The sequence below is a fragment of the Anoxybacillus suryakundensis genome (assembly GCF_001418025.1).
GTDB lineage: Bacteria > Bacillota > Bacilli > Bacillales > Anoxybacillaceae > Anoxybacillus > Anoxybacillus tengchongensis.
Genome location: NZ_LIOK01000004.1, coordinates 146,478 through 172,140, shown reverse-complemented (window position 1 = coordinate 172,140; position 25,663 = coordinate 146,478). Strand labels below are relative to the sequence as shown.

Below are 25,663 nucleotides of genomic sequence, written 5' to 3'. Positions count from 1 at the left end.
GTACAATCAATATGAGATGATGAATATGGTGGTGAAACAATGGATCATTTATATGAAAAAACGATTAATCGAGCGTGTATTTTTTCTGGAAAAGTGATTGATATGTATGTGGAAGATGTGTTGTTGCCAAATGGGGAAACGAGCAAGCGCGAAATTGTGAAACATCCTGGAGCGGTTGCGGTTATAGCGATCACAAAAGAAAATAAAATGGTGCTCGTGCGCCAATACCGAAAAGCGTTAGAACGAGTGCTTGTTGAAATTCCAGCAGGGAAGCTAGAAAAAGGAGAAGCGCCGCTTGAAACAGCAAGGCGTGAATTAGAAGAAGAGACGGGGTATGTATGTGAAACGATGGAGCCGCTCCACTCTTTTTACACTTCTCCAGGATTTGCAGATGAACTAGTACATATATTTCTTGCTAAAGGACTAACGAAAAAAAGTGAAAAGCAAATGCTTGATGATGACGAGTTTGTTGATGTGCTCGAGGTCACGTTAGAAGAAGCATTAAACATGGTGAAAGAAAAGCAAATTTACGATGCAAAAACGATTTACGCTCTGTTATACTGGCAATTGTATATGTAAAAGCGGTCTGTGTGACCGCTTTTTGTCATATCGCTCTCCATTGTCCCATACAATGAGATTAACAGGACATGTAGGGGGATGGAGCGATGAGAAAGCGATCGTGGATAAATTTGTGGGGGCAACACGTACAAGAACATTATACGACATATGTATTCACCGTCGTTCTTTTTATTATGGGCATTATTTTTGGTGCCATCGTCGTCAATAGCTTAAGCTTTAATCAAAAAGAAGATTTATACTATTACTTAACGAATTTTTTTGGACAAGTTTCCGCGGGCAATATGGCGAGTGCGCATGATGCGTGGAAAGAAAGCTTTTTACAAAACGTAAAATATATCGGGTTAATGTGGATTTTGGCGATGTCGCTCGTCGGTTTGCCACTCATTTTAATTTTATTGTTTTTAAAAGGGCTTGTCATCGGGTTTACCGTCGGCTTTTTAGTCAATCAAATGGGATGGCACGGATTTTTATTGGCTTTCGTATCTGTCGTTCCACAAAATATCATTCTCGTTCCTATTTTTATTATGATGGCTGCTGTATCTATTTCGTTTTCTTTAAAAATGATTCGCCATCAATTTGTGAAGCGAACACATGAACCAATTTTCCGAGCGATGCTTCGCTATACGTTTATTATGCTATCGTTCAGCATCGCTTTAGCATTTGCCTCATCGGTCGAAGCATACGTTTCCCCGTTACTTATGAAAGAAGTTGTTCAATTAATAGAAAAATAATTCTTATTTAATAATCATTTTATTTATCAATTTATAATCATTTTATTTTGACACGTTCCTTTCTTTTGTTATAATGAGAATGAGTAACGAGGGAGGGAATGAAAATGGAAAGTCGGCTTGAACGAATAAAAAAACAATTGCATGCAGCTAGTTATAAATTAACGCCGCAACGTGAAGCGACGGTGCGTGTGTTGCTTGAACATGAAGAAGATCATTTAAGCGCGGAAGATGTTTACCTCCTCGTGAAAGAAAAAGCGCCTGAAATTGGGTTAGCTACAGTATATCGCACGTTGGAGTTATTAACAGAGTTAAAAATTGTCGATAAAATTAACTTCGGGGATGGCGTTTCCCGCTACGATCTTCGCAAAGAAGGTGCGGCGCATTTTCATCACCATTTAGTATGTATTGAATGCGGAGCGGTTGATGAAATTCAAGAAGATTTATTAGAAGATGTCGAAGCCATTGTAGAGCGTGATTGGAATTTTAAAATTAAAGATCATCGTCTAACGTTTCACGGTATTTGCCATCGTTGCCAAGATAAGCATGAGGCATAGTAAAACCTTTTCGTCTATGAAAAGGTTTTTTCATTTATGTATAAAATGCGATGAAACGGGCATATCCTCTTACTATATGACAGTTAGCGGAGGTATGCGATGAAAAGAATCGTCGATGTGTTAAAAGTGTTTCTTTTATTTACGGGATGTACGATTTTATTTTATTATAGTATTGTATGGATGAGCGAAGAATACAACTATTATCGTCGTTACGATGAGCCTATGGGGTCGGCTGTAAAAGTGTCGACGACTGAACGACAAGAAACACATTGGCTTGATCGGCTATTGTTTTTCTATCAAAACGGGGAGTAGGATGAGCGTGGAAGACCAAGTAAAAGATTTTATTCACTATCTAATTGTAGAACGAAATTTAGCTCATAACACGATCGTGTCGTATGAGCGGGATTTAAAAAAATACGTTCAATATTTACAACAAGTTGAACAACAAAGCAGTTGGAACAATATAACTCGTTTTCATATTATGCAATTTTTAAAGTTTCTAAAAGAAAAAGGAAGTTCGCCAAAAACGATTGCACGCCATTTGGCGTCAGTTCGGTCGTTTCATCAATTTTTATTGCGTGAAAAAGCCGTTGATCAAGATCCGACTGTTCATATTGAAACACCGCAACTACCAAGGACGTTGCCAAACGTGTTGTCGATGGCAGAAGTCGAGGCCTTACTCGAGGCGCCGAAGCAAAACACACCGTTTAGCATTCGGGATAAGGCGATGTTAGAATTGTTATATGCGACTGGTATTCGGGTGAGCGAGCTCATTCAATTAGACGTATCTGACGTTCATTTGACGATGGGATTCATTCGTTGTTACGGAAAGGGACGGAAAGAACGGATCGTGCCGATTGGAAAAATGGCGACAGAAGCATTAAAACAGTATATGGAAAAGGGACGTCCGAAGCTGTTGAGTAAAAAAAGAGGGACGACGGACGCATTGTTTTTAAACCACCATGGTGAGCGGCTAACGAGACAAGGATGCTGGAAAATTTTAAAGCGACTTGCTCGTGAAGCGAACATTCAAAAACCGTTAACCCCCCATACGCTACGTCATTCGTTTGCTACGCATTTACTAGAAAATGGAGCGGACTTGCGTGCGGTACAAGAAATGCTTGGGCATGCTGATATTTCGACAACGCAAATTTATACGCATGTAACGAAAACGAGATTAAAAGATGTGTACAAGCAGTTTCACCCGCGAGCATAACTGTGACGATGACTTGTCACAGTTTTTTTTATTGCAATTCATTATGAAAACGTTTTATAATTTAGTTGTCAGACTTCTGACAAATATGAACGATGCGTGATTTTGTTTCATAGTGGGCATGCTATGAAGCGAATGAAACGATTGGGGAGGTAAAACGGTGAAGCCTACATATAAACGTGTATTTTTAATTGTGATGGACTCTGTTGGAATTGGCGAGGCGCCAGATGCTGAAAAATATAACGATAAAGGGGCAGATACGCTCGGACATATCGCACAACATCGCGGTGGCTTAAACATGCCGAATATGGCGAAACTAGGTTTAAGTAACATTCGCGAAATTGAAGGTATCCCAAAAGCGGAAAAGCCGCTTGCTTATTACACGAAAATGCAAGAAGCGTCCGCAGGAAAAGATACGATGACAGGACATTGGGAGCTCATGGGGCTTCGTATTGATACGCCATTTCAAGTGTTCCCAGATGGATTTCCACAAGAATTAATTGAAGAGTTGGAAAAACGGACGGGAAGAAAAGTGATCGGGAATAAACCAGCAAGTGGCACGGCGATTATTGATGAGCTCGGCCCTGAACATATGGAAACAGGTGCGCTTATTGTATATACGTCAGCCGACTCAGTGTTACAAATCGCAGCACATGAAGAAATCATTCCGTTAGAAGAATTGTATCGTATTTGTAAAATTGCACGTGAATTGACGCTTGATGAAAAATATATGGTCGGTCGCGTGATCGCGCGTCCATTCATCGGCACACCGGGCAATTTCCAACGAACAGCGAATCGTCATGATTATGCGTTAAAGCCGTTTGGGCGAACTGTCATGAACGAGCTGCAAGATGCAGGTTACAACGTGATTGCCATCGGTAAAATTGCTGACATTTACGATAACGAAGGTGTGACACAAACGTTGCGCACAAAATCAAATATGGACGGGATGGACAAATTAGTCGATACGTTACAAATGGATTTTACAGGGCTAAGCTTCCTTAATCTCGTTGATTTTGATGCGCTATATGGACATCGCCGCGACCCGAAAGGATATGGGGATGCGTTAGAACAATTTGATGCCCGTTTACCTGAAGTGTTTGAGCGTTTAAAAGATGATGATTTATTAATTATTACAGCTGACCACGGCAATGATCCTGTACATCATGGAACAGATCATACGCGCGAATACGTCCCTCTCCTCGTTTATAGCCCGAGCATGGATGGGGGAAAACAACTTCCGCTTCGCGAGACGTTCGCAGATGTCGGTGCAACGATTGCGGAAAACTTTGGTGTGGCGATGCCAGCACATGGAACAAGCTTTTTACGTGATTTAAAATAAGGAGCGTGAACATATGAATCGAGCAGCAATTGAACAAGCGGCACAATTTTTAAAAGAAAAGTTTCCGAATCCACCACAAATCGGCTTAATTCTTGGCTCCGGTTTAGGTGTGTTAGCAGACGAGATCGAACAAGCAATCAAAATTCCTTACAGTGACATTCCGAATTTCCCTGTATCGACAGTCGAAGGACATGCAGGCCAACTCGTATACGGTCAGTTAGAAGGCGCAACGGTTGTCGTTATGCAAGGGCGTTTCCATTACTACGAAGGGTACAGCTTTGATAAGGTGACGTTTCCGGTTCGTGTCATGAAGGCACTCGGCGTCGAACAGCTCGTTGTTACGAACGCGGCAGGTGGGGTAAATGAGTCGTTCGAACCGGGCGATTTAATGATTATTTCAGATCATATTAACAACATGGGTGGTAATCCGCTTATCGGTCCGAATGATGCTGCACTTGGTGTGCGCTTCCCAGACATGTCGGAAGCATATAGTAAACGACTTCGTCAACTCGCGAAAGATGTGGCGAATGAAATTGGATTGCGTGTGCGCGAAGGGGTATATGTCGCCAATACAGGTCCAGCATACGAAACACCAGCAGAAATCCGCATGATTCGTGTCATGGGTGGCGATGCGGTCGGAATGTCTACTGTGCCTGAAGTCATTGTTGCGCGCCATGCTGGGGTGGAAGTGCTCGGTATTTCTTGCATCTCTAACATGGCGGCCGGCATTTTAGATCAGCCGCTTACGCATGATGAAGTGATCGAAACGACGGAAAAAGTAAAAGCCGACTTTTTGCGATTTGTAAAAGCGATCGTGCGCCGCATGGCTAAAAACTGAACGAGAAGGTGAATACAATGAGAATGGTCGATTTAATTGAGAAAAAAAGAGACGGTCATACATTAACGAAAGAAGAAATTCAGTTTATCATTAAAGGGTACACAAAAGGTGACATTCCTGATTATCAAATGAGCGCGTTGGCGATGGCAATTTTCTTCCGCGGCATGAACGAAGAAGAAACAGCTGAATTAACGATGGCGATGGTGCATTCAGGCGATACGATCGATCTTTCAAAAATCGAAGGTATTAAAGTCGATAAACATTCAACAGGTGGTGTAGGCGATACGACGACGCTCGTTTTAGGTCCACTTGTTGCTTCCGTTGGCGTTCCGGTTGCAAAAATGTCTGGGCGTGGGCTTGGTCACACAGGCGGAACAATTGATAAACTAGAATCGGTGCCAGGTTTTCACGTTGAAATTACGAACGATGAATTTATCGATCTTGTGAATAAAAATAAAATTGCCGTTGTCGGTCAGTCTGGTAATTTGACGCCAGCGGACAAAAAGTTGTATGCGCTTCGTGATGTGACGGCAACGGTCAACAGCATTCCGCTCATCGCTTCATCAATTATGAGTAAAAAAATTGCTGCTGGTGCTGATGCGATCGTGCTTGATGTGAAAACGGGCGCAGGCGCATTTATGAAAGATTTAAATGATGCAAAAGCGTTGGCGAAAGCGATGGTCGATATCGGAAATCGCGTCGGTCGAAAAACGATGGCGATCATTTCTGATATGAGCCAACCGCTCGGCTATGCGATCGGAAATGCCCTTGAAGTAAAAGAGGCAATCGATACGTTAAAAGGTGAAGGACCGGAAGATTTACAAGAACTTTGCTTAGTGCTTGGAAGCCATATGGTATATTTAGCTGAAAAAGCATCTTCGCTTGAAGAAGCTCGCCATATGTTAGAACGAGCGATGAAAGACGGCTCCGCACTTGAAACGTTTAAGACGTTTTTAGCTGCGCAAGGCGGCGACGCATCTGTTGTTGATGATCCGAGCAAATTGCCGCAAGCAAAATATATTATTGAACTAGAAGCGAAAGAAGATGGATACGTATCCGAAATTGTCGCGGATGCGGTCGGAACGGCAGCGATGTGGCTTGGTGCAGGGCGGGCGACGAAAGAATCAACGATCGATTTAGCTGTCGGTTTAGTGCTTCGCAAAAAAGTTGGCGATGCGGTGAAAAAAGGTGAATCGCTCGTCACCATTTACAGCAACCGCGAACAAATTGATGATGTAAAACAAAAACTATATGAAAACATCCGTATTTCAGCAACACCAGTTCAAGCGCCAACATTAATTTACGATAAAATTTCGTAACCTGAAGGATTCACTCCTTCAGGTTTTTTATGTATATAAAAAATAAAAAATGGAAAAGATGGCAAGTATAAAGAAATGGAGGGTTGGAGATGAAGCGATTTTTTTGCATGTTTGCTATCGCGTTTCTTTTTCTTCCAAGCGTCGTTGTGCGCGCGGAGCAGCCGAAAATTGAATTAGCACCTGAGGCGCGATCAGCAATTTTAATTGAGAGAGACACAGGGGCTGTTTTGTATGAAAAAAATGCCCATGAGCCGCTTCCACCAGCGAGTATGACGAAAATTATGACAATGCTTCTCATTATGGAGGCTATTGATCAAGGAAAGTTGAAGCTAGACGAGCGAGTGCGGGCGAGTGAATATGCCGCATCGATGGGTGGATCGCAAATTTTTCTAGAGCCTGGGGAAGAAATGACAGTAGACGATTTACTTAAAGGTGTGGCGATCGGATCGGGCAATGATGCATCCGTCGCACTAGCAGAACGAATTGCAGGATCAGAGGAAGCGTTTGTTCATATGATGAACGAAAAAGCAAAGGAACTTCGTTTAAAGCATACTGCATTCGAAAATACAACAGGTTTACCAGCGAAAAATCATTATAGTACAGCATATGATATGGCGATGATGGCAAAAGAGTTATTGAAATATGATTTAATTACAAAATACACAGGTACGTATGAAGATTATTTACGAGAGCATACAGATAAAAAATTTTGGCTTGTCAATACAAATCGACTTGTAAAATTTTATCCAGGTGTTGATGGTTTAAAAACGGGTTACACGAGCGAAGCAAAATATTGTTTAACAGCGACGGCGAAAAAAGGGAATATGCGCGTTATTGCTGTTGTGTTTGGAGCGCCAACGCCAAAGGAGCGAAATGCACAAATTACAAAAATGTTAGATTATGCATTTAGTCATTACGAAACGAAGCCGCTTTATAAAAAAGGCGAGACGATTGCGATGCTCCCTGTCAGCAAAGGAAAGAAAAAGGCAGTCGCCGCCGTGACATCTGAACCGATTTCTGTCCTATTGAAAAAAGGGGAAAAATCTGAATCAGTACAAACGAAATGGAAGTTAAATGAGAAAGTGAAAGCCCCTGTGAAAAAAGGGGAGGTGCTCGGCACGCTCGTTATAAAAAAAGATGGGGCGGTTATCGCTAAAAGTTCTTTAGTGGCGAAAGAGCCAGTAGAAGAAGCAAATATGTGGGAATTGTTTAAACGAATGTTTCGCTCCTTCTCACGCACATCTTGACGAAATGAGACGAATGACGACTAGTTTTGTCAATAAGAAGGATTGACGCATAAACAAATCGAATTCTTCCTTAACCTAAACGGATAAGGAGGAAACGATGGTGAGTTTATCCATTCAATTAGAAGTAAAACAACACGTATTGCTTGTTCGATTAGCTGGCGAACTAGACCATCATACAGCCGAACAGTTGCGTGCAGCTATCACGGATGTATTAGAACGAGAGCGAATTCAAGCGATCGTTTTAAACTTGAATGAGTTAACGTTCATGGATAGTTCAGGGTTAGGTGTTATTTTAGGGAGATATAAGCAAATACAACGTATGGGTGGAGAGATGGTTGTCTGTTCTGTTTCTCCATCAATTAAGCGTTTGTTTGATATGTCAGGGCTGTTTAAAATTATTCGTCTAGAAGTGAACGAACAGTATGCATTACAAACGTTGGGGGTGGCGTAAATGAGAAATGAAATGCACCTTCAATTTTCCGCCCTCAGCCAAAATGAATCATTTGCGCGTGTGACAGTTGCAGCGTTTGTTGCGCAACTCGATCCGACGCTCGATGAGTTGACCGAAATTAAAACCGTTGTATCTGAAGCAGTAACGAACGCGATTATTCATGGCTATGAAAATGATCCGAGCGGTGTCGTCTATATTTCTGTCATGATTGAAGGACATACCGTTCATTTAACGATTCGCGATCATGGAAAAGGAATTGAAAATGTTGAAGAAGCGCGGCAACCGTTATTTACGACGAAACCAGAGCTCGAACGTTCCGGCATGGGATTTACGATCATGGAAAACTTTATGGATGAAGTGAACATTTATTCTAAAGTGAATGAAGGAACGACTGTGGAGTTGATTAAGCATTTAACGAAAAGTAAAGCGCTATGTAATTAAGGGAGACGTGCCTATGGATGTCGAGGTACAAGCTGTCAAAGACCATGAAATCAAAGAGTTGATTCGGAGGAGTCAGCAAGGCGATCAGCAGGCGCGCGATGAGATTATCGAAAAAAATATGCGGCTTGTCTGGTCGGTTGTGCAGCGGTTTTTAAACCGCGGATACGAGCCTGAAGATTTGTTTCAAATCGGTTGTATCGGTTTAATGAAGTCGGTCGATAAGTTTGATTTATCTTACGATGTCAAGTTTTCAACGTATGCGGTACCGATGATTCTTGGGGAAATTCAACGATTCATTCGTGATGATGGGTCTGTCAAAGTGAGTCGTTCATTAAAAGAAATTGGCAATAAAATTAGAAAAGCAAAGGACGAATTATCGAAACAAAACGGTCGCGTTCCAACGGTGAATGAAATCGCACAGTTTTTACAAATTTCACCCGAGGATGTTGTACTAGCCCAAGAAGCGGTCCGTTCACCGACGTCTATTCATGAAACGGTATATGAAAACGATGGCGATCCGATTACGCTGCTCGATCAAATTGCAGATGAGCAAGACGTTTGGTTTGACAAAATTGCGTTAAAAAAGGCGATGGAAGAGTTAGATGAACGGGAACGGCTCATCGTTTACTTGCGCTATTATAAAGACCAAACCCAATCAGAAGTGGCAGCTAGATTAGGCATCTCTCAAGTGCAAGTGTCTCGTTTAGAGAAAAAAATATTGCAACAAATGAAAGCTCGAATGGATGAATAAGTCCGTTCGGGCTTTTCTTATGCATATAGGGAACGTTCATATGTCATACTACGAATACAATGATGGAAGCAAGGTGTCAGTATGAAAGAAACGATTTTTTTGAAAATGCGTCATCGTGTCCAAGTACAACCGAACGCAACGATTCGGATAGGAGATGTGGCACAAGTCGTCGCAAACAAACGAATCGACGATATTGTACAAACTCCCATTTATACAGTACAAAAGAAAGATCGTAACATTGTCATTATTGATGTGATGCATGTGATGAAAGTATTAATGGCCGTTGCACCTCATGATGACATTCAGTCGCTCGGACCGTCACAAACGATCGTTGAAGTTGTTTATGAAAAAAAACGATGGGGGTATTTGTACGTCCCGATCGTTTGGCTTCTTTTGTTTGTCGGATCGGGGCTTGCGATTATGAACTTTCATGAAGATGTAAGCATGCAACAGGTACAGCAACGGTTATATCGGGTCATTACAGGAAAGGACGTAGAAAAACCATTATGGTTTCAAATTCCATATTCACTTGGGCTCGGTATTGGTATGATTTTGTTTTTTAACCATTTCTTTAAAAAACGAATTAATGAAGAGCCGAGCCCACTTGAAGTTGAAATGTTTCAATATCAACAGTCACTCGATCAATACGTCATTATGCATGAAAATAAAGAGGCGATGAGGCGAATGGACGATGATTCGTGAATTCGTTGTGGCATTTGTCGGATTGGCGGGAGGATTAGCTGTTGGCTCTGGCTTTGTCGCATTTTTAACTGTGCTTGGCGTCATCCCACGCTTAACACAATTAACTAAAACGATGAAATGGATTGCGACGTACGAATGGGGCGTTGTACTTGGAGCGGTCGTAAGCAGCTGGATGAGCTTGCGCGATCCTCTTTTTTCTTTTCCTCCTATTTTGGCAGGCGCTATTGGGCTGTTTAGCGGTGTATTTGTCGGCATGCTTGCAGCGGCATTAACGGAAGTATTAAATGTTTTCCCGATTTTAGCTAAACGGCTCGGCATTGACGAGCAAATTGTCGTTTTACTCATGGCCATGGTATTTGGTAAGGTAGCAGGATCGCTTTTTCATTGGATATATTTTGTGAATCGATAAGGGGGAAGCAGATGGGAAAAGCATTTTTGTTCGGAGGATTCATTGCAGTCGTTGGACAGGCGCTTCATGATATGTACAGTATATGGTTTCATATGAATGAAGAGGAGGCGATTCGCTGGATGAATGGGACGCTCATCGTATGTGCTGCGATATTTACACCGAATCGATTGTATCGCCGATTGACGCAATTTGCAGGAGCGGGAATGATCGTGCCGATGATGAGTTTAGCAAACATATGGAGTGCTAGTGCCCTTGAACATCGCAATGAAGGAGCAACAGAGCATATGTTTTCTGTTGGGGGGAGCATCATTGTTACGCTAATTGTAGCATCATATGTTGCAGCATTGTTTTTATGAGGGGGACTTAGATGAAAAGAGTAGGGGCACAAACGATTGTGTTTGATAAAAACATTTATATTGAATCAGTTGGCACTGTCGTGGGGCCAAAGGAGCGCGAAGGTCCGCTTGGTTCATCATTTGATCGCGCATACGACGATTTATATTGTGGTGAACAAAGTTGGGAGCTAGCTGAACGTCGCCTTATGAAAGAAGCGATTACAGTTTGTTTAATGAAAGGAAACGTACAAACACAAAATGTTGATTTATTTATCGCAGGGGATTTACTTAATCAAACGGTCACTGCAAATTATGTTGCAGGTGAATTAGATCTTCCCTTTCTAGGCGTATTTAGTGCTTGTTCAACGATTACGGAAGCGATGCTCGTAGCTAGCACGTTTATTGACGGTGCATTTGCCCGTCGTGTATTAGTTGCCACAAGCAGTCACTACGGTGCAGCTGAGCGGCAGTTTCGTTTTCCGACGACAATTGGTGTTCAAAAAGGGGACAGTGCATCGTGGACTGTGACAGGGGGAGCGGCAGCACTATTAAGTACGACACGTTCCCCTTTTCGTATTCGCGCCGCAACGATCGGACGGGTCATTGATAACGGGGTGACCGATCCACTCGATATGGGACGAGCGATGGCACCGGCAGCGTTTGCAACGATTAGACAACATTTGATAGACTGTGGACTTTCGCTTGAAGCGTATGATGTTATTGTCACGGGAGATTTAGGGAGAGTTGGAAGTAGTGAATTGAAGTCGCTATGCCATGATACGGGCATGAACTTAAGTGAGCGATATGATGATTGTGGTGTGCTCATTTACGACGCGGAACAACAAGCATTTGCAGGCGGGAGTGGATGTGCATGTTGTGCCGTTGTGGCGTATAGTTATTTTCTTGAGAAAATGAGGGAGAAAAAAATAAAGACGATGCTCGTTGTGGCGACAGGAGCATTATTTAATAGTACGATGGTAAAGCAAAATCAAAGCATTCCAGCGATCGCTCATGCGATTGCGATTGAAGCGGTGACGTAAAGATGGAAACGTACGTATACGCATTTATTGTTGGCGGTATGTTATCACTTATTGGACAATTATTGCTTATAAAATGGTCGTTTATTCGCATGATGACAATATTTTTGTTCATCGGCATGACGATCGAGGCAATTAGTTTATACGAGCCTATGCAGTTATTTGCGCATGCTGGGATCGAGATGACGCTTGTCCATGTTGGTGCTTCTTGCATACAAGCGGTAAAAACGGGGGACTTTACAAATGTCATCTTTTTCATTTCATTTCCGATTTTTGTCGCATGGATGACCGCTATCGTTTGTAGACCGAGAGGAAGGATCGAATGAAAAAAAGAAAAGTCATTTTAGTGACAGACGGTGATCAACATGTACAACGTGCGCTTGAGAAGCTGGCAAAGCAGTTTGGTGCTCGTTGCATTAGCCAATCGCAAGGCAATCCATCGCGGTTAACAGGGAAACAGCTTGTTGACCTTATTTTACAGACGCCATATGACCCTGTTTTTGTCATGTTTGATGATAGTGGCATTATTGGTGAAGGAGCTGGTGAGCAAGCGCTCCGTTATGTTGCGACACATGAACAAATTGATGTGCTCGGAGCGGTTGCTGTTGCGTCTGACACGAATAATCAAGAATGGACAAAAGTCGATGTTTGTGTCGATTATGATGGGAATTTGACAACATACGGTGTCGATAAAGAAGGCATTCCAGAATGGGAGTTTGGCCGAATTAATGGAGATACGGTATATTGTTTAGATCAATTATCGATTCCGATCATCGTCGGAATTGGCGATATCGGAAAGATGAGACGTCGGGATGACATTCGTAGCGGTTGTCGCATTACTCGCAAAGCGATTGAATATATTCTCGAAAGGAGCAAACATGATGAAAATAGAAAGTTACACACCGATTTCTCCGAAGTTGAATGAAAACGAACAGTTTTTCAAAGACGCAATCGGGGTCGGAACGAGCTTCGATTTAGGTGTGCGTAAGCTACACATTTTAAAAACAGATGTCCACTTATATTATTGTAACGGACTTTGTGATACGCAATATATTATTGAGCTGCTTGAAATGCTCGTTCAAGTAAACGATCGTGAGCGCCAACCAGCTAAGTTACTTGAAATTATCGAAAATCGTCTCGTTCACCAACAAGTGAGTCCTGTAAAAAGTTTAGATGAAGCGGTTGACTTTTTGTTAACCGGTCTCATTTTATTGTTTATTGATGGAGAGACGAAAGCGTTTGCTGTCGATGTGCGCAGTTATCCAGGTCGCTCGCCTGAGGAACCAGATACAGAAAAAGTGGTGCGTGGGGCGCGCGATGGGTATGTTGAAAATATTGTCGTTAACACGGCACTCACGCGTCGACGCATTCGCGATGAACGGCTTCGCTTTGAAATGATGCAAGTAGGTGAGCGGTCAAAAACGGACATTTGTATCGCATACATTCAAGACGTGGCCGATCCGGGACTTGTTGAACTTATTAAGAAGGAATTGAACGAAATTCAAATTGATGGGTTAACGATGGCAGATAAAACGATCGAAGAATTTTTAGTGAAACAAGGATACAATCCGTATCCGCTCGTTCGTTACACAGAGAGACCTGACGTCGCTGCTACGCATTTATTAGAGGGGCATGTCATCATCATGGTTGATACGTCACCAAGCGTCATTATTACACCAACGACGTATTTCCATCACGTTCAACATGCGGAAGAATATCGGCAATCGCCAGCAGTAGGAACGTTCGTGCGATGGGTGCGGTTTTTAGGTATTTTTGCTTCGCTTTTCTTACTTCCGCTTTGGTTCGTATTTGTCCTTGATCCGTCGTTATTACCAGAAAAATTATCGTATATCGGTCCGAATGAAAAAACAAACATCCCGATTTTTGTGCAACTTCTCATTGCTGATATTGGTATTGAGTTTTTACGTATGGCTGCAATCCATACTCCAACACCGCTCTCCACAGCAATGGGCTTAATTGCAGCAGCGTTAATTGGACAAATTGCGATTGATGTTGGGCTGTTTGTACCGGAGGTGATTTTATACGTATCTGTCGCGGCGATCGGTTCTTTTGCGACACCGAGCTATGAATTAAGCATTGCAAATAAAATTTTTCGCCTTTTATTTTTAGTTGTTATTGCTTTGTTCGGTGTTCCTGGGTTTATGATTGGCGTTACGGTGTTTTTACTTTTCCTTGCAAACATTCGCTCGTTAAATACCCCATATTTATGGCCGTTTATCCCATTTGATCCGGGGGCGTTTATGCAGATTATTGTGCGACGATCTGTGGCTGGGTCATCGATTCGACCGAGCATTGTGCATCCACAAAATAAGCAAAAGCAGTCAACATAAAAAGGTTGAAACGTACCAAAATTTATGGTACGTTTTCTTTAATTATTTCGGAATCATCAGGGGGAATGTATAATTATGCACGGAACGATGCGAATTAATGAACGGGGTCATTTAGAAATTGGTGGCGTCGATACGATTGAACTTGCTCACACATATGGAACGCCACTTTATATTTACGATGTTGCCCTTATTCGAGAACGCGCCCGAGCATTTAAACGAATGTTTGATCAACACGGTGTGCGCGCGCAAGTCGCTTATGCAAGCAAAGCATTTTCGACAATAGCGATCGTGCAATTAATGGAGCAAGAAGGTTTGTCGCTTGATGTTGTTTCTGGTGGCGAGTTATATACGGCGTTAGCTGCTAAATTTCCTGTAGAACGCATTCATTTTCACGGCAACAATAAAAGTGAAGAAGAGTTACAAATGGCGATCGAAGCGAAAATTGGTTGTATCGTCGTCGATAATTTTTATGAGTTAGAGATGCTACAACAGCTTTGTCATACTCATAAATATACGATGCCGATTTTATTACGTGTGACACCTGGAATTGAAGCTCATACACATGACTATATTTTAACAGGTCAAGAAGACTCAAAGTTCGGATTTGATTTGCATAACGGACAAGCGGATGAAGCGTTGCAACGCGCTCTCGCTTCTCCACATGTTCATGTACTCGGCATCCATTGTCACATTGGCTCGCAAATTTTTGATGCGACGGGTTTTGTGCTTGCGACAAAGAAATTATTTGAAAAACTTGCTGTATGGCGTGATACGTATCATTTTACTGCGCAAGTTGTCAATCTTGGTGGCGGTTTTGGCATTCGATATACGAGAGAAGATGATCCGCTCGCACCTGAACAATACGTGGAACAAATTATTGAAGAAGTAAAAAGAAATGTGACATCGTTTCATCTGCCATTCCCGGAAATTTGGATTGAGCCGGGTCGTTCGCTTGTCGGGGATGCTGGAACAACCATTTATACGGTCGGTTCCCGTAAAGAAGTGCCAAACGTTCGCCAATACGTTGCGGTAGATGGGGGAATGAGCGATAATATTCGGCCTGCGCTATATGAAGCGAAATATGAAGCGGTGCTAGCAAATCGGATGCATGATCGCTGTGAAGAAGTGGTAGCGATTGCGGGGAAATGTTGTGAGTCAGGTGATATGCTCATTTGGGACTTACCGCTTCCAAAGGCTCAGCCGGGCGACTATTTAGCTGTTTTTTGTACCGGTGCTTACGGCTATGCCATGGCAAATAACTACAACCGCATTCCGCGTCCAGCCGTCTTATTTGTTGAAGATGGCGAGGCAACGCTTGTTGTAAAGCGTGAAACGTATGAAGATTTAATTCGCCTTGATTTGCCGTTAAGAACGAAATTGAAAAAATAACCGAGGAGACAACCTCGGTTATTTTTATGATCCAAATGCTCCGCGAAGGGCATTCCATATTTCGCGTAAAATGTCAACGATGCGTTGAATAAACGTTCGACCTTCTTCCGTTTGTAAAAAAGCAGATAGCTTGTCTTTCGCTTGAGCAAGTTGTTCGTTTACTTGATTCCAATCAATGTTGACGTTTTTCATTTTATTGAATAAAGAAAGCAAGCTGTTTATTTCGTCCTCTGTTAACGTAATGCCAAGCTCTTGAGCGATTTTCTCAATGAGCGCACGCATATCCGCATCTGTTTGCGGTGGATTTTTCGCTATTTCTTCTTTAATTTTTGCAAGCAGCGCGACCGCTTTATCGTTTCCGATTGATTCGCCGAGTTGCGCTGTTTTTACCATTTCTTCGTTTGCTACTTTTTTTACTTCATCAGGAATGACCTCATTTGATGAAAGTTCGTACGCTTTCATTAACCCTGTTAACGCAGCTGTCCCTGATACAGGAAACGGTGCAGTAATATAAATGACTGCATCTTTCACCCCTGCGGTAATGAGTGCATTCATATACATTTCTTTTGTTACCCAGTTAATGTTATTTGTTTCAACTTGCAACCCCGAACCTGGTGCTCCAATTGTAATTTTTGATGACGAAATCGCCTTCGTTCCGATTTGTCCTTTTGGAATAATGTCACCGAGATATTTATGCTCTTCTGCATTTGTGACCGTAATCATTTCCGCGTTCTCTGGTGCATTCATCTCTTTTAATATTTGTTGCTTTTGCTGTTCTGTTAAATTTTCTCCGAGCGTAATAATGACATCTCCTTCAATCGCATCAGCTAAACTAACCGATGGAATCATAAACAGTAATAAAATAAATATCGTAAACCACTTCTTCATGTCATGCCCTCCTTCAGTCTCCTTCTGTATTATTGTACAAACATTTGCGTGAATATAGAAGCGAAATATAGTAAAATGAAGCTACATTTGTTTTTACGATAGGAAGGTGGAAAAGTTTCATGAAGAAAAAAGGATACATTTTAATGGAGAATGGTGGAAAGGTGCAATTTGAACTATTCCCAAATGAAGCGCCAACAACAGTTGCGAATTTTGAAAGGTTAGCGAATGAAGGATTTTATAACGGATTGACATTTCATCGCGTCATTAAGGGATTTGTGAGCCAAGGTGGTTGCCCAATTGGAAATGGAACAGGCGATGCAGGTTACACGATTCCGTGTGAAACAGATAACAATCCACATAAACATATCGAAGGTGCGATATCGATGGCGCATCGCGGTCGTCATACGGGAAGTTGCCAATTCTTTATTTGCCATGAGCCACAGCCACATTTAGATGGTGTACATACCGTATTTGGTCAAGTGACGGCTGGAATGGATGTTGTCAAAGCGATGAAAAATGGTGATGTGATGAAAGAAGTGAAAGTGTGGGATGAACAATAAAAGGAAGATGAAGAGATGAAAAAAAACTGGGTATTATTTTTCATCCTTTTGTTTGTTAGCTTCATTTGGGGAGTCGTGTATTGGCTAGTTATAGCAAAATCATAGACATTTCGTTTTATTGTGCTATAATGAATAAAAATGGAATAAACGCATCCTTCGGGGCAGGGTGAAATTCCCGACCGGCGGTAATGAAACAGATGTTTCTCAGCCCGCGAGCCGTTAAGGCATGATCCGGTGCGATTCCGGAGCCGACAGTATAGTCTGGATGGGAGAAGGATTGCCAAAACTCACGTCACTTATTGGAAAAAATAAGCTTGGCGATGGGTTATTTTTGCTATGCAAAAAAGGCGATCTTTACATACATCTTGCCCTAGGACGTCGTTCCTAGGGTTTTTTATTCATGCTGGAAAGGTGGTGCGATATGGACGAACGATATATGCGCTTGGCGTTACAATTGGCGGAATCAGCACGGGGACAAACTTCACCAAATCCGCTTGTTGGCGCAGTTGTTGTAAAAAATGGTGAAATTGTCGGCTTTGGGGCGCACTTGAAAGCAGGGGAACCGCATGCGGAAGTACATGCGCTACGTATGGCGGGCGAGAAAGCGGAAGGAGCAACTGTTTATGTGACGCTTGAACCGTGCAGTCATTATGGAAGGACGCCTCCTTGTGCCGATTTGTTAATTGAAAAAAAGGTGAAGCGTGTCGTTGTGGCGACAACGGATCCAAATCCGCTCGTTGCAGGAAAAGGCATTGAAAAATTAAGGCGAGCGGGCATCGATGTTACCGTCGGGGTGTTGAAAGAAGAAGCGGATGCGTTAAACGAAATGTTTTTTCATTATATTTCAACGAAAACACCGTATGTGACGTTAAAGTATGCGATGAGTTTAGATGGAAAAATTGCAACGAAAACAGGTGAAAGCAAATGGATTACGTCGGAAGATGCGCGGCGTGACGTGCATCGCGAGCGACGGATGCACGATGCGATCGTTGTCGGTGTTGGCACGATTTTAGCGGACGATCCGAGTTTAACCGTTCGTTTCGGTCACGAAGGGAAGCAACCGATTCGTATTGTGCTCGATACGCATTTGCGCACACCGCTTCATGCGAATGTTGTCACAGACCGAATGGCGCCAACATGGATCGTCGTCGGCCATCACGTCACAGAAGAACAAATGAAGCCATATGAACATGCAGGTGTACAAATCATTCGTATGAATGAAAATAAAATTGATGTTCCAACACTTTTACTTGAACTTGGTAAGCGCAACGTCATGTCCATATTTGTTGAAGGTGGCGCACATGTGCACGGCAGCTTTTTACGTTCCCGTTCCGTGCAACAAGTGTTGGCATATATCGCCCCCACATTAATTGGGGGGAATGAAGCTCCTTCTGCCATCGGTGGAGAAGGATTTGGACGAATGATAGATGCACTTCGTTTACAAGTGAAACATGTCGAAAGGATCGGATCAGATATAAAAATCGTTGCTAAAGGATGATCGCGATGTTTACAGGAATTATTGAAGAAATTGGAACAATTCAACAAATGAAACAAACAGGGGAAGCGATCGTCTTTACGATCGGGGCACAAAAAGTGTTACAAGACGTACAGCTCGGTGACAGCATTGCGGTCAATGGCGTTTGTTTAACCGTGACGTCATTTACAGATCGCTTCTTTACTGTCGATGTCATGCCTGAGACGGTGCGGGCAACATCGCTTCGCACGCTTACAGTAGGGGCGAAAGTGAATTTAGAGCGAGCGATGGCAGCAAACGGTCGTTTTGGCGGACACTTCGTTTCGGGGCATGTCGATGGCATCGGACGCATCGTTCGTAAACAACCTGTCGCAAACGCTGTTTATTATGACATTGAAGTGCCAAGTCATTTGCGTAAATATATGATTTTAAAAGGCTCTGTTGCTGTCGATGGCACAAGCTTAACGATTTTCGGTTTAACGGATCGAACGTTTACGATTTCGCTCATTCCGCATACGCGTGAAGCGACGATTTTAGGAGCAAAAAAAGTCGGTGATGTTGTCAATATTGAATGTGATATCATTGGAAAATATGTTGAACAGTTCGTCAGCGGTAAACGTGAAGGATTGACGATGCAATTTTTACAAGAGCACGGATATAAGGAGTGAGCGCGATGTTTCATACGATTGAAGAAGCGATTTACGATTTAATGCAAGGAAAAATTATTATCGTTTGCGATGACGAAGACCGTGAAAACGAAGGTGATTTTGTAGCGCTTGCTGAAAAAGCGACACCGGAAGTTATTAACTTTATGATTACACACGGTCGCGGCCTCGTATGTGTGCCGATTACCGAAGAACTAGCTGATCGGCTCGATTTAACGCCAATGGTCAATCATAATACAGATGCCCACGGTACGGCATTTACCGTCAGTATTGACCATAAAGCGACAACAACAGGCATTAGCGCCTTTGAGCGCTCGTTGACGATTCAAGAAATGCTCAATCCAGAAGCAAAAGCAAGCGATTTTAAACGACCAGGTCATATTTTTCCGCTTGTTGCGAAAAAAGGTGGGGTATTGCGCCGCGCTGGACATACGGAAGCAGCTGTCGATTTAGCCCGTCTTTGCGGGGCGAAACCGGCAGGCGTCATTTGCGAAATTATAAAAGATGATGGAACGATGGCGCGCGTACCTGATTTGAAACAAATCGCTGAAAAATTTGATATGAAAATGATTACGATTAAAGATTTAATCGCCTATCGCAACCGGAAAGAAAAGCTCGTCAAACGCGAAGTCGAAATTACGTTACCAACCGATTTTGGAGAATTTAAAGTGATCGGATATTCAAATACGTTAGATGGGAAAGAACATATCGCCATCGTCAAAGGAGAAATCATCCCAGATGAACCTGTGCTCGTGCGCGTTCATTCGGAATGTTTAACAGGTGACGTGTTCGGCTCGCATCGTTGCGATTGTGGCCCGCAACTTCATGCCGCATTAGCGCAAATTGAAGAAGAAGGTCGCGGGGTATTGCTATATATGCGTCAAGAAGGTCGCGGCATCGGTTTACTCAACAAATTGCGTGCTTATAAACTACAAGAACAAGGCTATGATACGGTAGAAGCGAACGAAAAATTAGGCTTTGCGCCAGATTTGCGTGACTATGGCATTGGTGCGCAAATTTTAAAAGATTTAGGTGTTACAAAAATGCGTTTATTGACGAACAATCCGCGTAAAATTACCGGGTTGAAAGGGTACGGCTTAGAAGTCGTTGAACGCGTTCCATTGCAAATGCCAGCGAAACGCCATAACGAGCGCTATTTGCGCACAAAATACGAAAAGCTAGGACATATGTTGCACTTTTAAGGAGGAGAATGAGATGAACGTATATGAAGGAAATTTAGTTGGAACAGGGTTAAAAGTAGGAATCGTTGTTGCGCGATTTAACGAATTTATTACAAGCAAATTGCTAAGCGGTGCGCTTGATGGCTTAAAGCGCCACGGAGTAGAGGAACAACATATTGATGTCGCTTGGGTGCCGGGGGCGTTTGAAATCCCGCTTGTCGCGAAAAAAATGGCGGAGTCGAAAAAATATGATGCAGTTATTACGCTTGGCGCTGTCATTCGCGGAGCAACGAGCCATTACGATTACGTATGTAATGAAGTAGCAAAAGGAACGTCCCATGCAGCGCTTTCATCAGGCGTTCCGGTTATTTTTGGCGTGCTGACGACAGATACGATTGAACAAGCGATTGAGCGCGCTGGGACAAAAGCCGGAAATAAAGGTTGGGAAGCAGCGCTCAGCGCGATTGAAATGGCGAATGTCATGCGCACATTTTCTTAAAAAATGTTTAAAAAAGCGACAAGACCGTTTATAATAGCAATAGCGAGTAAACAATAAGTCTTGTCGATAATGAGGGATTCGTATGCTAGTTCGCTATCGAAAAAACTATGAGAAAATTGCGATGGGTCTTTTGTCGTTTATGCCAAATGAAAAAGACTTAAAACAGCTTCAACAAACGATGAAAAACTACGAGACTAACGACGATTGGCATCTGTTTTTATGGAAGCAAGAAGAAGATTTTATTGGCATCATCGGTGCAATCGTGCGCGAACATGCGGTTGAAGTGCAGCATATTAGCGTTAATCCGTCCCATCGCCATCAAGGAATAGGAAAACAAATGGTGAAAGCATTAAAAGAATTGTATCCAAATAGGTCGTTATGTGCCAATGACATGACCGCTCCATTTTTGGATAAATGCGAACAATGACAGGGATCAACGCCCCTGTCTTTTTTGTTTTTGTCGTTCGCGTTCAGCAATGACATCACTTCGATCGCGCAACTTATGTTTATGAATGAGATACTCGTTTGTCATATCGCTTTTTTCTCCCCATACAAGCCTTTGTTGCCCACATTGTTGTTGACATGTGTGTAATAAGGAAGCATCAATGATCGGCAAGCAAGAGCTTTCATACGGTTGTCCATGATTGATTCGCTCTACATATGTATGAATAAGCGCAATAAGTTGTTCTGCATGTATGCCTAACGCTTCATATGCTTGTTTTTCTCTTTCGCATGCGTTCAATGCTTTTGTAAACATTCGTTTTGCTCCCGCAATATTTCCTCGGCGATAATGATACATCCCAACTGCGAGTTGGATAAAGCCGACCCATACATGTTCGCCTGTTTGTTTCCAATGTTCTTCTAGCACTTCATGACATTCAAAATAATCGCGCGTAGCATGGAAGTGAAGTAAATATTCGATATATGCCTTCGGATACAAGTGAAAGCCCCCTTTTTTCATATGCATACTTATATTATACTATTGGTTATGAACAAAGGTGGGATCGATGTGCATTATCATGTGAAATTAGATCAATTTGAAGGACCGCTTGATTTGTTGTTACATTTAATTCATCGCTATGAAATTGATATTTACGATATTCCTGTCGCGCAAATTACGGAGCAATATATGGCTTACATTCACGCGATGAAAGAATTGCAGCTTGATGTAGCGAGCGAATATTTAGTAATGGCGGCGACGCTTATTGAAATGAAAAGTAAAATGTTGTTACCTAAACATGAAGAAACGCTTGAGAATGATGAATTTTTTATCGAAGAAGACCCGCGTGAGCAATTAATGCAACAGTTAATCGAGTATAAAAAGTTTAAAGAAGCGGCGAAACAGTTGCGCGAGCGAGAAGAAGAGCGAGCGCTCTTATTTACGAAGCCGCCAAGCGATTTAACCGCTTATGCGTCAAACGGTGCACCGCTTGCACTTGATGTCGATTTGTACGATATGCTTGGGGCGCTTGCGAAATTGTTGCGGCGGAAAAAATTACAAAAGCCACTTCATACGAAAGTAGCACGTCAAGAAATTCCGATCGGACGACGGATGGAAGAGATTTTACACATATTAAAACATGGAGAGCGAATGAACTTTTACGATTTATTTCCGTATGACGATCGTGAACAAATTGTCGTGACGTTTTTAGCTTTGCTTGAATTGATGAAACGAAACGAAATTATTGTTGAACAAGAAAACAATTTTGCTGATTTATATATTCGACGAAAAGGTGATCGATATGAATGAATTAGCGATTATGGAAGCGTTATTGTTTGCAGCAGGTGAAGAAGGATTGACGTATAAACAAATGGCTGATGTGCTTGATATACAAGAAGAACGTGTATATGAGCTTGTGCAACAATTGAAGCATATGTATGAAACAGCGGAACGCGGCATTATGGTCGTTGAGATGGCAGGAACGCTTCAGCTTGTGACGAAAAAACAATGCGCGCCATATTTGCAAAAGCTTGTTGAGTCACCAGCGACGTCATCGTTGTCACAAGCTGCGCTTGAAACGTTAGCGATCATCGCATACCGCCAACCAATTACGCGTGCCGAAATTGAACATATTCGTGGCGTGAAAAGCGATAAACCGCTTCAAACCCTATTAGGAAAAGCGTTAATTAAAGAAGTAGGTCGCGCAGAAGGAACAGGTCGCCCGATTTTATATGGAACGACGAAAGAGTTTTTAGACTACTTTGGCTTAAAGACGTTAGACGAACTCCCGCCTCTTCCAGAATGGGACGAACAGGAAGAAGAACGCGAAGCCGACTTATTTTTCGAACGTCTAAACGAACAACTGCAAGCAGTGAATGAGTAAATCAAAGGTGATGGGGGATGAGTTTTCGTTTTTTCTTTGGGCTTCTTTTTATGGTTCATCACCAAATTTTGTGATTTAGTGACAAAAATTCGATACCACTAGGATTGCCAGAATTGAAAGTGATTAAACAAGAACTTCATTCCTATGGTTATGCGATTCATGTAGAGAAAACAGAGACAACGGTAAAAAAGGGACATCAGTATGAAACCGTATTGATGGATGCTAAAGCTGGATCGGTCATGGGAATGCATGCCGATCGCCAATGTGACTCCGCCATCCACTTGTTGAGCCAGAATGTCCTGTCGAAAGAAAGGGTTCAAACGGTGATTCTGGACATGTGGGAACCTTATCATAAGGCGGTTCGCGCCCTGTTTCCATCTGCTTCGATTGTCATCGATAAGTACCATGTGGTTCAAAAAGTGACACAAGCCTTGGATCAAGCAAGAAAGGAATGTTCTCCATTGAAGAAGGCTCGATATCTTCTCTTAAAAGGCTGTGAAAAGCTTCGTAAAGATCAACGGCGTCGATTAGACGATATCTTGGAGGAGTATCTGGTACTTTCCATTGCCTATTATCTGAAAGAGTTGTTTCGGGATTTTTACCGAACCGATGGATATCACGAAGCAAAGGAACGCTTGGAAGAATGGATTCAGTTAGCCAAACAGAGCCCTTTTGCTTCTTTTCAGGAAGCAGCCAACACGCTTGAAAGGTGGAAGGAGCCGATTCTTTCCTACTTTTTGTGCCCATATACCAATGCCCGAATCGAGGGGACGAATCACAAGATCAAAAACATCAAACGCCGAGCATATGGCTATCGAAATCGAGAACGGTTTCGTTTGCGTGTATTTCTGGAGTGTACAGGGAACACGACAGGTAGTCAGGCTTCTTAAGCGCTCCCTTCTTCCGCTATCGGTATGATAATTGGTAGAATGGAACCCGTCAAGGAAAGCACTTGACTGTTTCCATTCTACCAATTTCATGGTCTGTATGCGGAAGAAGGATCTTGGCTGATGAACCCATTTCATCCAGCTAACATGTTTCTGGGATTGAGTGGAAATCACAGAAAATGGTGAAGACCCCTTTTTATTTTTGTTTTTGGAAGAATGGTTGAATACGATGTAGAGACGTATATTTTACATCCAATTTTGCAAAGTGCATTTTTTCAACAGTCTGCAAATACCCCTCTCAAAGAGGGTTATTTGGCATGCTTAAAACATGTGGTATTCTTTTTCTTCGGCTAATGATCACAAACATGGTGTATGGATACATCGATGCTTAACCACTAAACTTGAGGGGTATGGTTAATCACCTCCTCCTACTCGATTTAAAGTGAAAAAAATGTGAAACGTATTGACTGTCTTTTTTTTTTACAATATATACGTATTATGTAATATAAAAGATGGTGAGGGGGATGATTTTTTTGAATGTAGTGGATGCAACAACAAAGTTGCTAGTCGGTAAAATAATGACGGATGGTGTTGCTTACGGGGCTGGTTATAAAGTATGTAAAAAGTCAGGAATGAGTGAAGCGACATCTCATAAGTGTGGAGCTGCGGCTGTGATCGTGACAGAAATAGCGAACAATATGTATTCAGTAGATGATAAAGTTATTGGAGGGGTAAAAAAAGGCACGAATGCGGTTATTCAGTACGTCAAAAATGAAATACAACGAATTAGCGAAGCCGGAAAGAAGGCGACATCCATGATGAATGGTCAGCGCAGATAAAATAAAAAGGTAAGTGTTGCTCTATGTTACACATTGATAAAGTGAAAATGTCGTCAATTTCACCATATGCTGTAATTATATTGAATGAAGAGTACGAGCTTGAAATAACAAAAGACTTGATTATCGCTGTATTTTTCCAACATCATAAATATAGCTTAATACAGTTTCCGTATGCGTATAAAGTATATTTAGACTTCTTTAAAGAGATTGATTGCTTGCGTAAATTAGATTTTGTCGTTATTAGTGTTATTGACTATAGTGGGAATGAGTATTACAAACAAAAAATTACTATCGATCATTCAAATTCTGTTTTAGATTATACGAAGCGACTCTCACTAAAGCATAAACTATTAAAAAGGTGAATTGTCAATGAGCTTTAGCTTTTTCATTTTTCTTATTTTCGCTCTCATCTTTGGAAGAATGATAGATTACTTTATCGAAACGTATGTGGATATAACAATTGTACAAAGTGCCATTAGAATTTTTATCGTTGTCTTTGGATTTGTTTTTTTGCATAAAATAGAAAAACGCTACGGCTTTTCTAAGAAAAAGATAAAAATGAAAATATGGCTCCCAAGCCTGATCGGTGCGTTATGTATAGCGATCTTTTTATACGAAATCGGTATTTTGCCTGGAAAGTAAGCAGGTGCCTTTGTG

The 25,663-nt window shown here is 42.1% G+C and carries 33 protein-coding genes and 1 riboswitch; of the genes, 31 read left to right on the top strand and 2 right to left on the bottom strand.

Features of this window, described 5'->3' with window-relative positions; translation table 11 throughout:
• The first annotated feature begins 39 nt into the window (after positions 1 to 39).
• The 20 genes from ASC42_RS04430 to lysA all read left to right on the top strand — a co-directional run bounded on the left by ASC42_RS04430 (position 40) and on the right by lysA (position 15,689).
• Positions 40 to 579, top strand: a complete 540-nt coding sequence (locus ASC42_RS04430; RefSeq protein WP_003394338.1) for an NUDIX hydrolase — start codon at positions 40 to 42, stop codon at positions 577 to 579.
• Positions 580 to 665: 86 nt separating this feature from the next.
• Complete coding sequence (gene spoIIM, locus ASC42_RS04425; RefSeq protein ID WP_003394340.1) at positions 666 to 1,310, top strand: stage II sporulation protein M; 645 nt, start codon at positions 666 to 668, stop codon at positions 1,308 to 1,310.
• A 104-nt stretch (positions 1,311 to 1,414) separates the two neighbouring features.
• Positions 1,415 to 1,864, top strand: coding sequence for a ferric iron uptake transcriptional regulator (gene fur, locus ASC42_RS04420; protein WP_003394343.1), 450 nt, complete (start codon positions 1,415 to 1,417; stop codon positions 1,862 to 1,864).
• Positions 1,865 to 1,963: 99 nt separating this feature from the next.
• Positions 1,964 to 2,176 (top strand): YqzK family protein, encoded by a 213-nt coding sequence (locus ASC42_RS04415; protein WP_003394345.1) that lies wholly within the window; start codon positions 1,964 to 1,966, stop codon positions 2,174 to 2,176.
• Positions 2,177 to 2,183: 7 nt separating this feature from the next.
• Positions 2,184 to 3,080: a site-specific tyrosine recombinase XerD gene (gene xerD, locus ASC42_RS04410; protein ID WP_055440740.1), complete on the top strand. Its 897-nt coding sequence runs from the start codon at positions 2,184 to 2,186 to the stop codon at positions 3,078 to 3,080.
• 157 nt (positions 3,081 to 3,237) lie between these two features.
• Complete coding sequence (gene deoB / locus ASC42_RS04405; RefSeq protein ID WP_055440721.1) at positions 3,238 to 4,419, top strand: phosphopentomutase; 1,182 nt, start codon at positions 3,238 to 3,240, stop codon at positions 4,417 to 4,419.
• Between the two features lie 13 nt (positions 4,420 to 4,432).
• A complete protein-coding gene (locus ASC42_RS04400; RefSeq protein WP_055440720.1) occupies positions 4,433 to 5,257 on the top strand; it encodes a purine-nucleoside phosphorylase in 825 nt (274 codons plus the stop codon).
• A gap of 17 nt (positions 5,258 to 5,274) precedes the next feature.
• A complete protein-coding gene (locus tag ASC42_RS04395; protein WP_055440719.1) occupies positions 5,275 to 6,576 on the top strand; it encodes a pyrimidine-nucleoside phosphorylase in 1,302 nt (433 codons plus the stop codon).
• Between the two features lie 89 nt (positions 6,577 to 6,665).
• The gene (locus ASC42_RS04390; protein ID WP_055440718.1) at positions 6,666 to 7,823 is read left to right on the top strand and encodes a D-alanyl-D-alanine carboxypeptidase family protein; all 1,158 of its coding nucleotides are present in this window, start codon (positions 6,666 to 6,668) and stop codon (positions 7,821 to 7,823) included.
• A 100-nt stretch (positions 7,824 to 7,923) separates the two neighbouring features.
• Positions 7,924 to 8,274 (top strand): anti-sigma F factor antagonist, encoded by a 351-nt coding sequence (spoIIAA, locus tag ASC42_RS04385; protein WP_055440739.1) that lies wholly within the window; start codon positions 7,924 to 7,926, stop codon positions 8,272 to 8,274.
• Complete coding sequence (spoIIAB, locus tag ASC42_RS04380) at positions 8,275 to 8,715, top strand: anti-sigma F factor (protein WP_032099963.1); 441 nt, start codon at positions 8,275 to 8,277, stop codon at positions 8,713 to 8,715.
• Between the two features lie 13 nt (positions 8,716 to 8,728).
• A complete protein-coding gene (gene sigF, locus ASC42_RS04375) occupies positions 8,729 to 9,466 on the top strand; it encodes an RNA polymerase sporulation sigma factor SigF (RefSeq protein WP_004889712.1) in 738 nt (245 codons plus the stop codon).
• An 81-nt stretch (positions 9,467 to 9,547) separates the two neighbouring features.
• Entirely contained in the window at positions 9,548 to 10,168 is a 621-nt protein-coding gene (locus ASC42_RS04370) for a stage V sporulation protein AA (protein WP_055440717.1), read from the top strand.
• On the top strand, positions 10,158 to 10,577 hold the full coding sequence (locus ASC42_RS04365) for a stage V sporulation protein AB (RefSeq protein WP_055440716.1): 420 nt from the start codon (positions 10,158 to 10,160) through the stop codon (positions 10,575 to 10,577). The genes ASC42_RS04370 and ASC42_RS04365 overlap by 11 nt, the downstream gene beginning before the upstream one ends.
• A gap of 11 nt (positions 10,578 to 10,588) precedes the next feature.
• The gene (locus ASC42_RS04360; RefSeq protein ID WP_055440715.1) at positions 10,589 to 10,933 is read left to right on the top strand and encodes a SpoVA/SpoVAEb family sporulation membrane protein; all 345 of its coding nucleotides are present in this window, start codon (positions 10,589 to 10,591) and stop codon (positions 10,931 to 10,933) included.
• 11 nt (positions 10,934 to 10,944) lie between these two features.
• The gene (gene spoVAD, locus ASC42_RS04355; RefSeq protein ID WP_055440714.1) at positions 10,945 to 11,952 is read left to right on the top strand and encodes a stage V sporulation protein AD; all 1,008 of its coding nucleotides are present in this window, start codon (positions 10,945 to 10,947) and stop codon (positions 11,950 to 11,952) included.
• Positions 11,953 to 11,954: 2 nt separating this feature from the next.
• A complete protein-coding gene (locus tag ASC42_RS04350; protein ID WP_055440713.1) occupies positions 11,955 to 12,275 on the top strand; it encodes a SpoVA/SpoVAEb family sporulation membrane protein in 321 nt (106 codons plus the stop codon).
• The gene (gene spoVAEA, locus ASC42_RS04345; RefSeq protein WP_055440712.1) at positions 12,272 to 12,874 is read left to right on the top strand and encodes a stage V sporulation protein SpoVABEA; all 603 of its coding nucleotides are present in this window, start codon (positions 12,272 to 12,274) and stop codon (positions 12,872 to 12,874) included. The genes ASC42_RS04350 and spoVAEA overlap by 4 nt, the downstream gene beginning before the upstream one ends.
• The gene (locus tag ASC42_RS04340; RefSeq protein WP_082435688.1) at positions 12,831 to 14,300 is read left to right on the top strand and encodes a spore germination protein; all 1,470 of its coding nucleotides are present in this window, start codon (positions 12,831 to 12,833) and stop codon (positions 14,298 to 14,300) included. Before spoVAEA ends, ASC42_RS04340 begins: the two co-directional genes overlap by 44 nt.
• A gap of 69 nt (positions 14,301 to 14,369) precedes the next feature.
• Complete coding sequence (lysA, locus tag ASC42_RS04335; RefSeq protein ID WP_141653490.1) at positions 14,370 to 15,689, top strand: diaminopimelate decarboxylase; 1,320 nt, start codon at positions 14,370 to 14,372, stop codon at positions 15,687 to 15,689.
• Between the two features lie 24 nt (positions 15,690 to 15,713).
• Here the strand turns inward: lysA and ASC42_RS04330 are convergent, their stop codons facing one another.
• The gene (locus ASC42_RS04330) at positions 15,714 to 16,577 is read right to left on the bottom strand and encodes a DUF1002 domain-containing protein (protein ID WP_055440709.1); all 864 of its coding nucleotides are present in this window, start codon (positions 16,575 to 16,577) and stop codon (positions 15,714 to 15,716) included.
• A gap of 119 nt (positions 16,578 to 16,696) precedes the next feature.
• Between ASC42_RS04330 and ASC42_RS04325 the strand changes: the two genes are divergently transcribed.
• From ASC42_RS04325 to ASC42_RS04300, 6 genes are all read left to right on the top strand, one after another.
• Positions 16,697 to 17,137, top strand: coding sequence for a peptidylprolyl isomerase (locus tag ASC42_RS04325; protein WP_055440708.1), 441 nt, complete (start codon positions 16,697 to 16,699; stop codon positions 17,135 to 17,137).
• A gap of 148 nt (positions 17,138 to 17,285) precedes the next feature.
• Positions 17,286 to 17,418: riboswitch (FMN riboswitch) on the top strand.
• 140 nt (positions 17,419 to 17,558) lie between these two features.
• On the top strand, positions 17,559 to 18,635 hold the full coding sequence (ribD, locus tag ASC42_RS04320) for a bifunctional diaminohydroxyphosphoribosylaminopyrimidine deaminase/5-amino-6-(5-phosphoribosylamino)uracil reductase RibD (protein ID WP_055440707.1): 1,077 nt from the start codon (positions 17,559 to 17,561) through the stop codon (positions 18,633 to 18,635).
• A gap of 5 nt (positions 18,636 to 18,640) precedes the next feature.
• Complete coding sequence (gene ribE, locus ASC42_RS04315; RefSeq protein WP_055440706.1) at positions 18,641 to 19,279, top strand: riboflavin synthase; 639 nt, start codon at positions 18,641 to 18,643, stop codon at positions 19,277 to 19,279.
• A 5-nt stretch (positions 19,280 to 19,284) separates the two neighbouring features.
• Positions 19,285 to 20,478, top strand: coding sequence for a bifunctional 3,4-dihydroxy-2-butanone-4-phosphate synthase/GTP cyclohydrolase II (locus tag ASC42_RS04310; protein ID WP_055440705.1), 1,194 nt, complete (start codon positions 19,285 to 19,287; stop codon positions 20,476 to 20,478).
• Positions 20,479 to 20,491: 13 nt separating this feature from the next.
• On the top strand, positions 20,492 to 20,956 hold the full coding sequence (gene ribH, locus ASC42_RS04305; RefSeq protein ID WP_032099951.1) for a 6,7-dimethyl-8-ribityllumazine synthase: 465 nt from the start codon (positions 20,492 to 20,494) through the stop codon (positions 20,954 to 20,956).
• Positions 20,957 to 21,038: 82 nt separating this feature from the next.
• Entirely contained in the window at positions 21,039 to 21,383 is a 345-nt protein-coding gene (locus ASC42_RS04300; RefSeq protein ID WP_055440704.1) for a GNAT family N-acetyltransferase, read from the top strand.
• Between the two features lie 6 nt (positions 21,384 to 21,389).
• On the opposite strand, the gene ASC42_RS04295 is transcribed toward ASC42_RS04300, so the two are convergent.
• Positions 21,390 to 21,896, bottom strand: a complete 507-nt coding sequence (locus ASC42_RS04295) for a DUF309 domain-containing protein (RefSeq protein WP_055440703.1) — start codon at positions 21,894 to 21,896, stop codon at positions 21,390 to 21,392.
• A gap of 48 nt (positions 21,897 to 21,944) precedes the next feature.
• On the opposite strand from ASC42_RS04295, the gene ASC42_RS04290 reads away from it, so the two are divergent.
• From ASC42_RS04290 to ASC42_RS04270, 5 genes are all read left to right on the top strand, one after another.
• Positions 21,945 to 22,706 carry a segregation/condensation protein A gene (locus ASC42_RS04290; protein WP_032099948.1) on the top strand — a complete coding sequence of 254 codons (762 nt, stop codon included), beginning with the start codon at positions 21,945 to 21,947 and terminating at the stop codon, positions 22,704 to 22,706.
• Entirely contained in the window at positions 22,699 to 23,280 is a 582-nt protein-coding gene (gene scpB / locus ASC42_RS04285; RefSeq protein ID WP_082435686.1) for an SMC-Scp complex subunit ScpB, read from the top strand. The genes ASC42_RS04290 and scpB overlap by 8 nt, the downstream gene beginning before the upstream one ends.
• A 104-nt stretch (positions 23,281 to 23,384) precedes the next feature.
• Complete coding sequence (locus ASC42_RS04280) at positions 23,385 to 24,170, top strand: ISL3 family transposase (RefSeq protein ID WP_209424220.1); 786 nt, start codon at positions 23,385 to 23,387, stop codon at positions 24,168 to 24,170.
• A 530-nt stretch (positions 24,171 to 24,700) separates the two neighbouring features.
• A complete protein-coding gene (locus tag ASC42_RS04275) occupies positions 24,701 to 25,006 on the top strand; it encodes a hypothetical protein (protein ID WP_141653489.1) in 306 nt (101 codons plus the stop codon).
• A gap of 80 nt (positions 25,007 to 25,086) precedes the next feature.
• On the top strand, positions 25,087 to 25,368 hold the full coding sequence (locus ASC42_RS04270; protein WP_167338092.1) for a hypothetical protein: 282 nt from the start codon (positions 25,087 to 25,089) through the stop codon (positions 25,366 to 25,368).
• Positions 25,369 to 25,663: the final 295 nt, after the last annotated feature.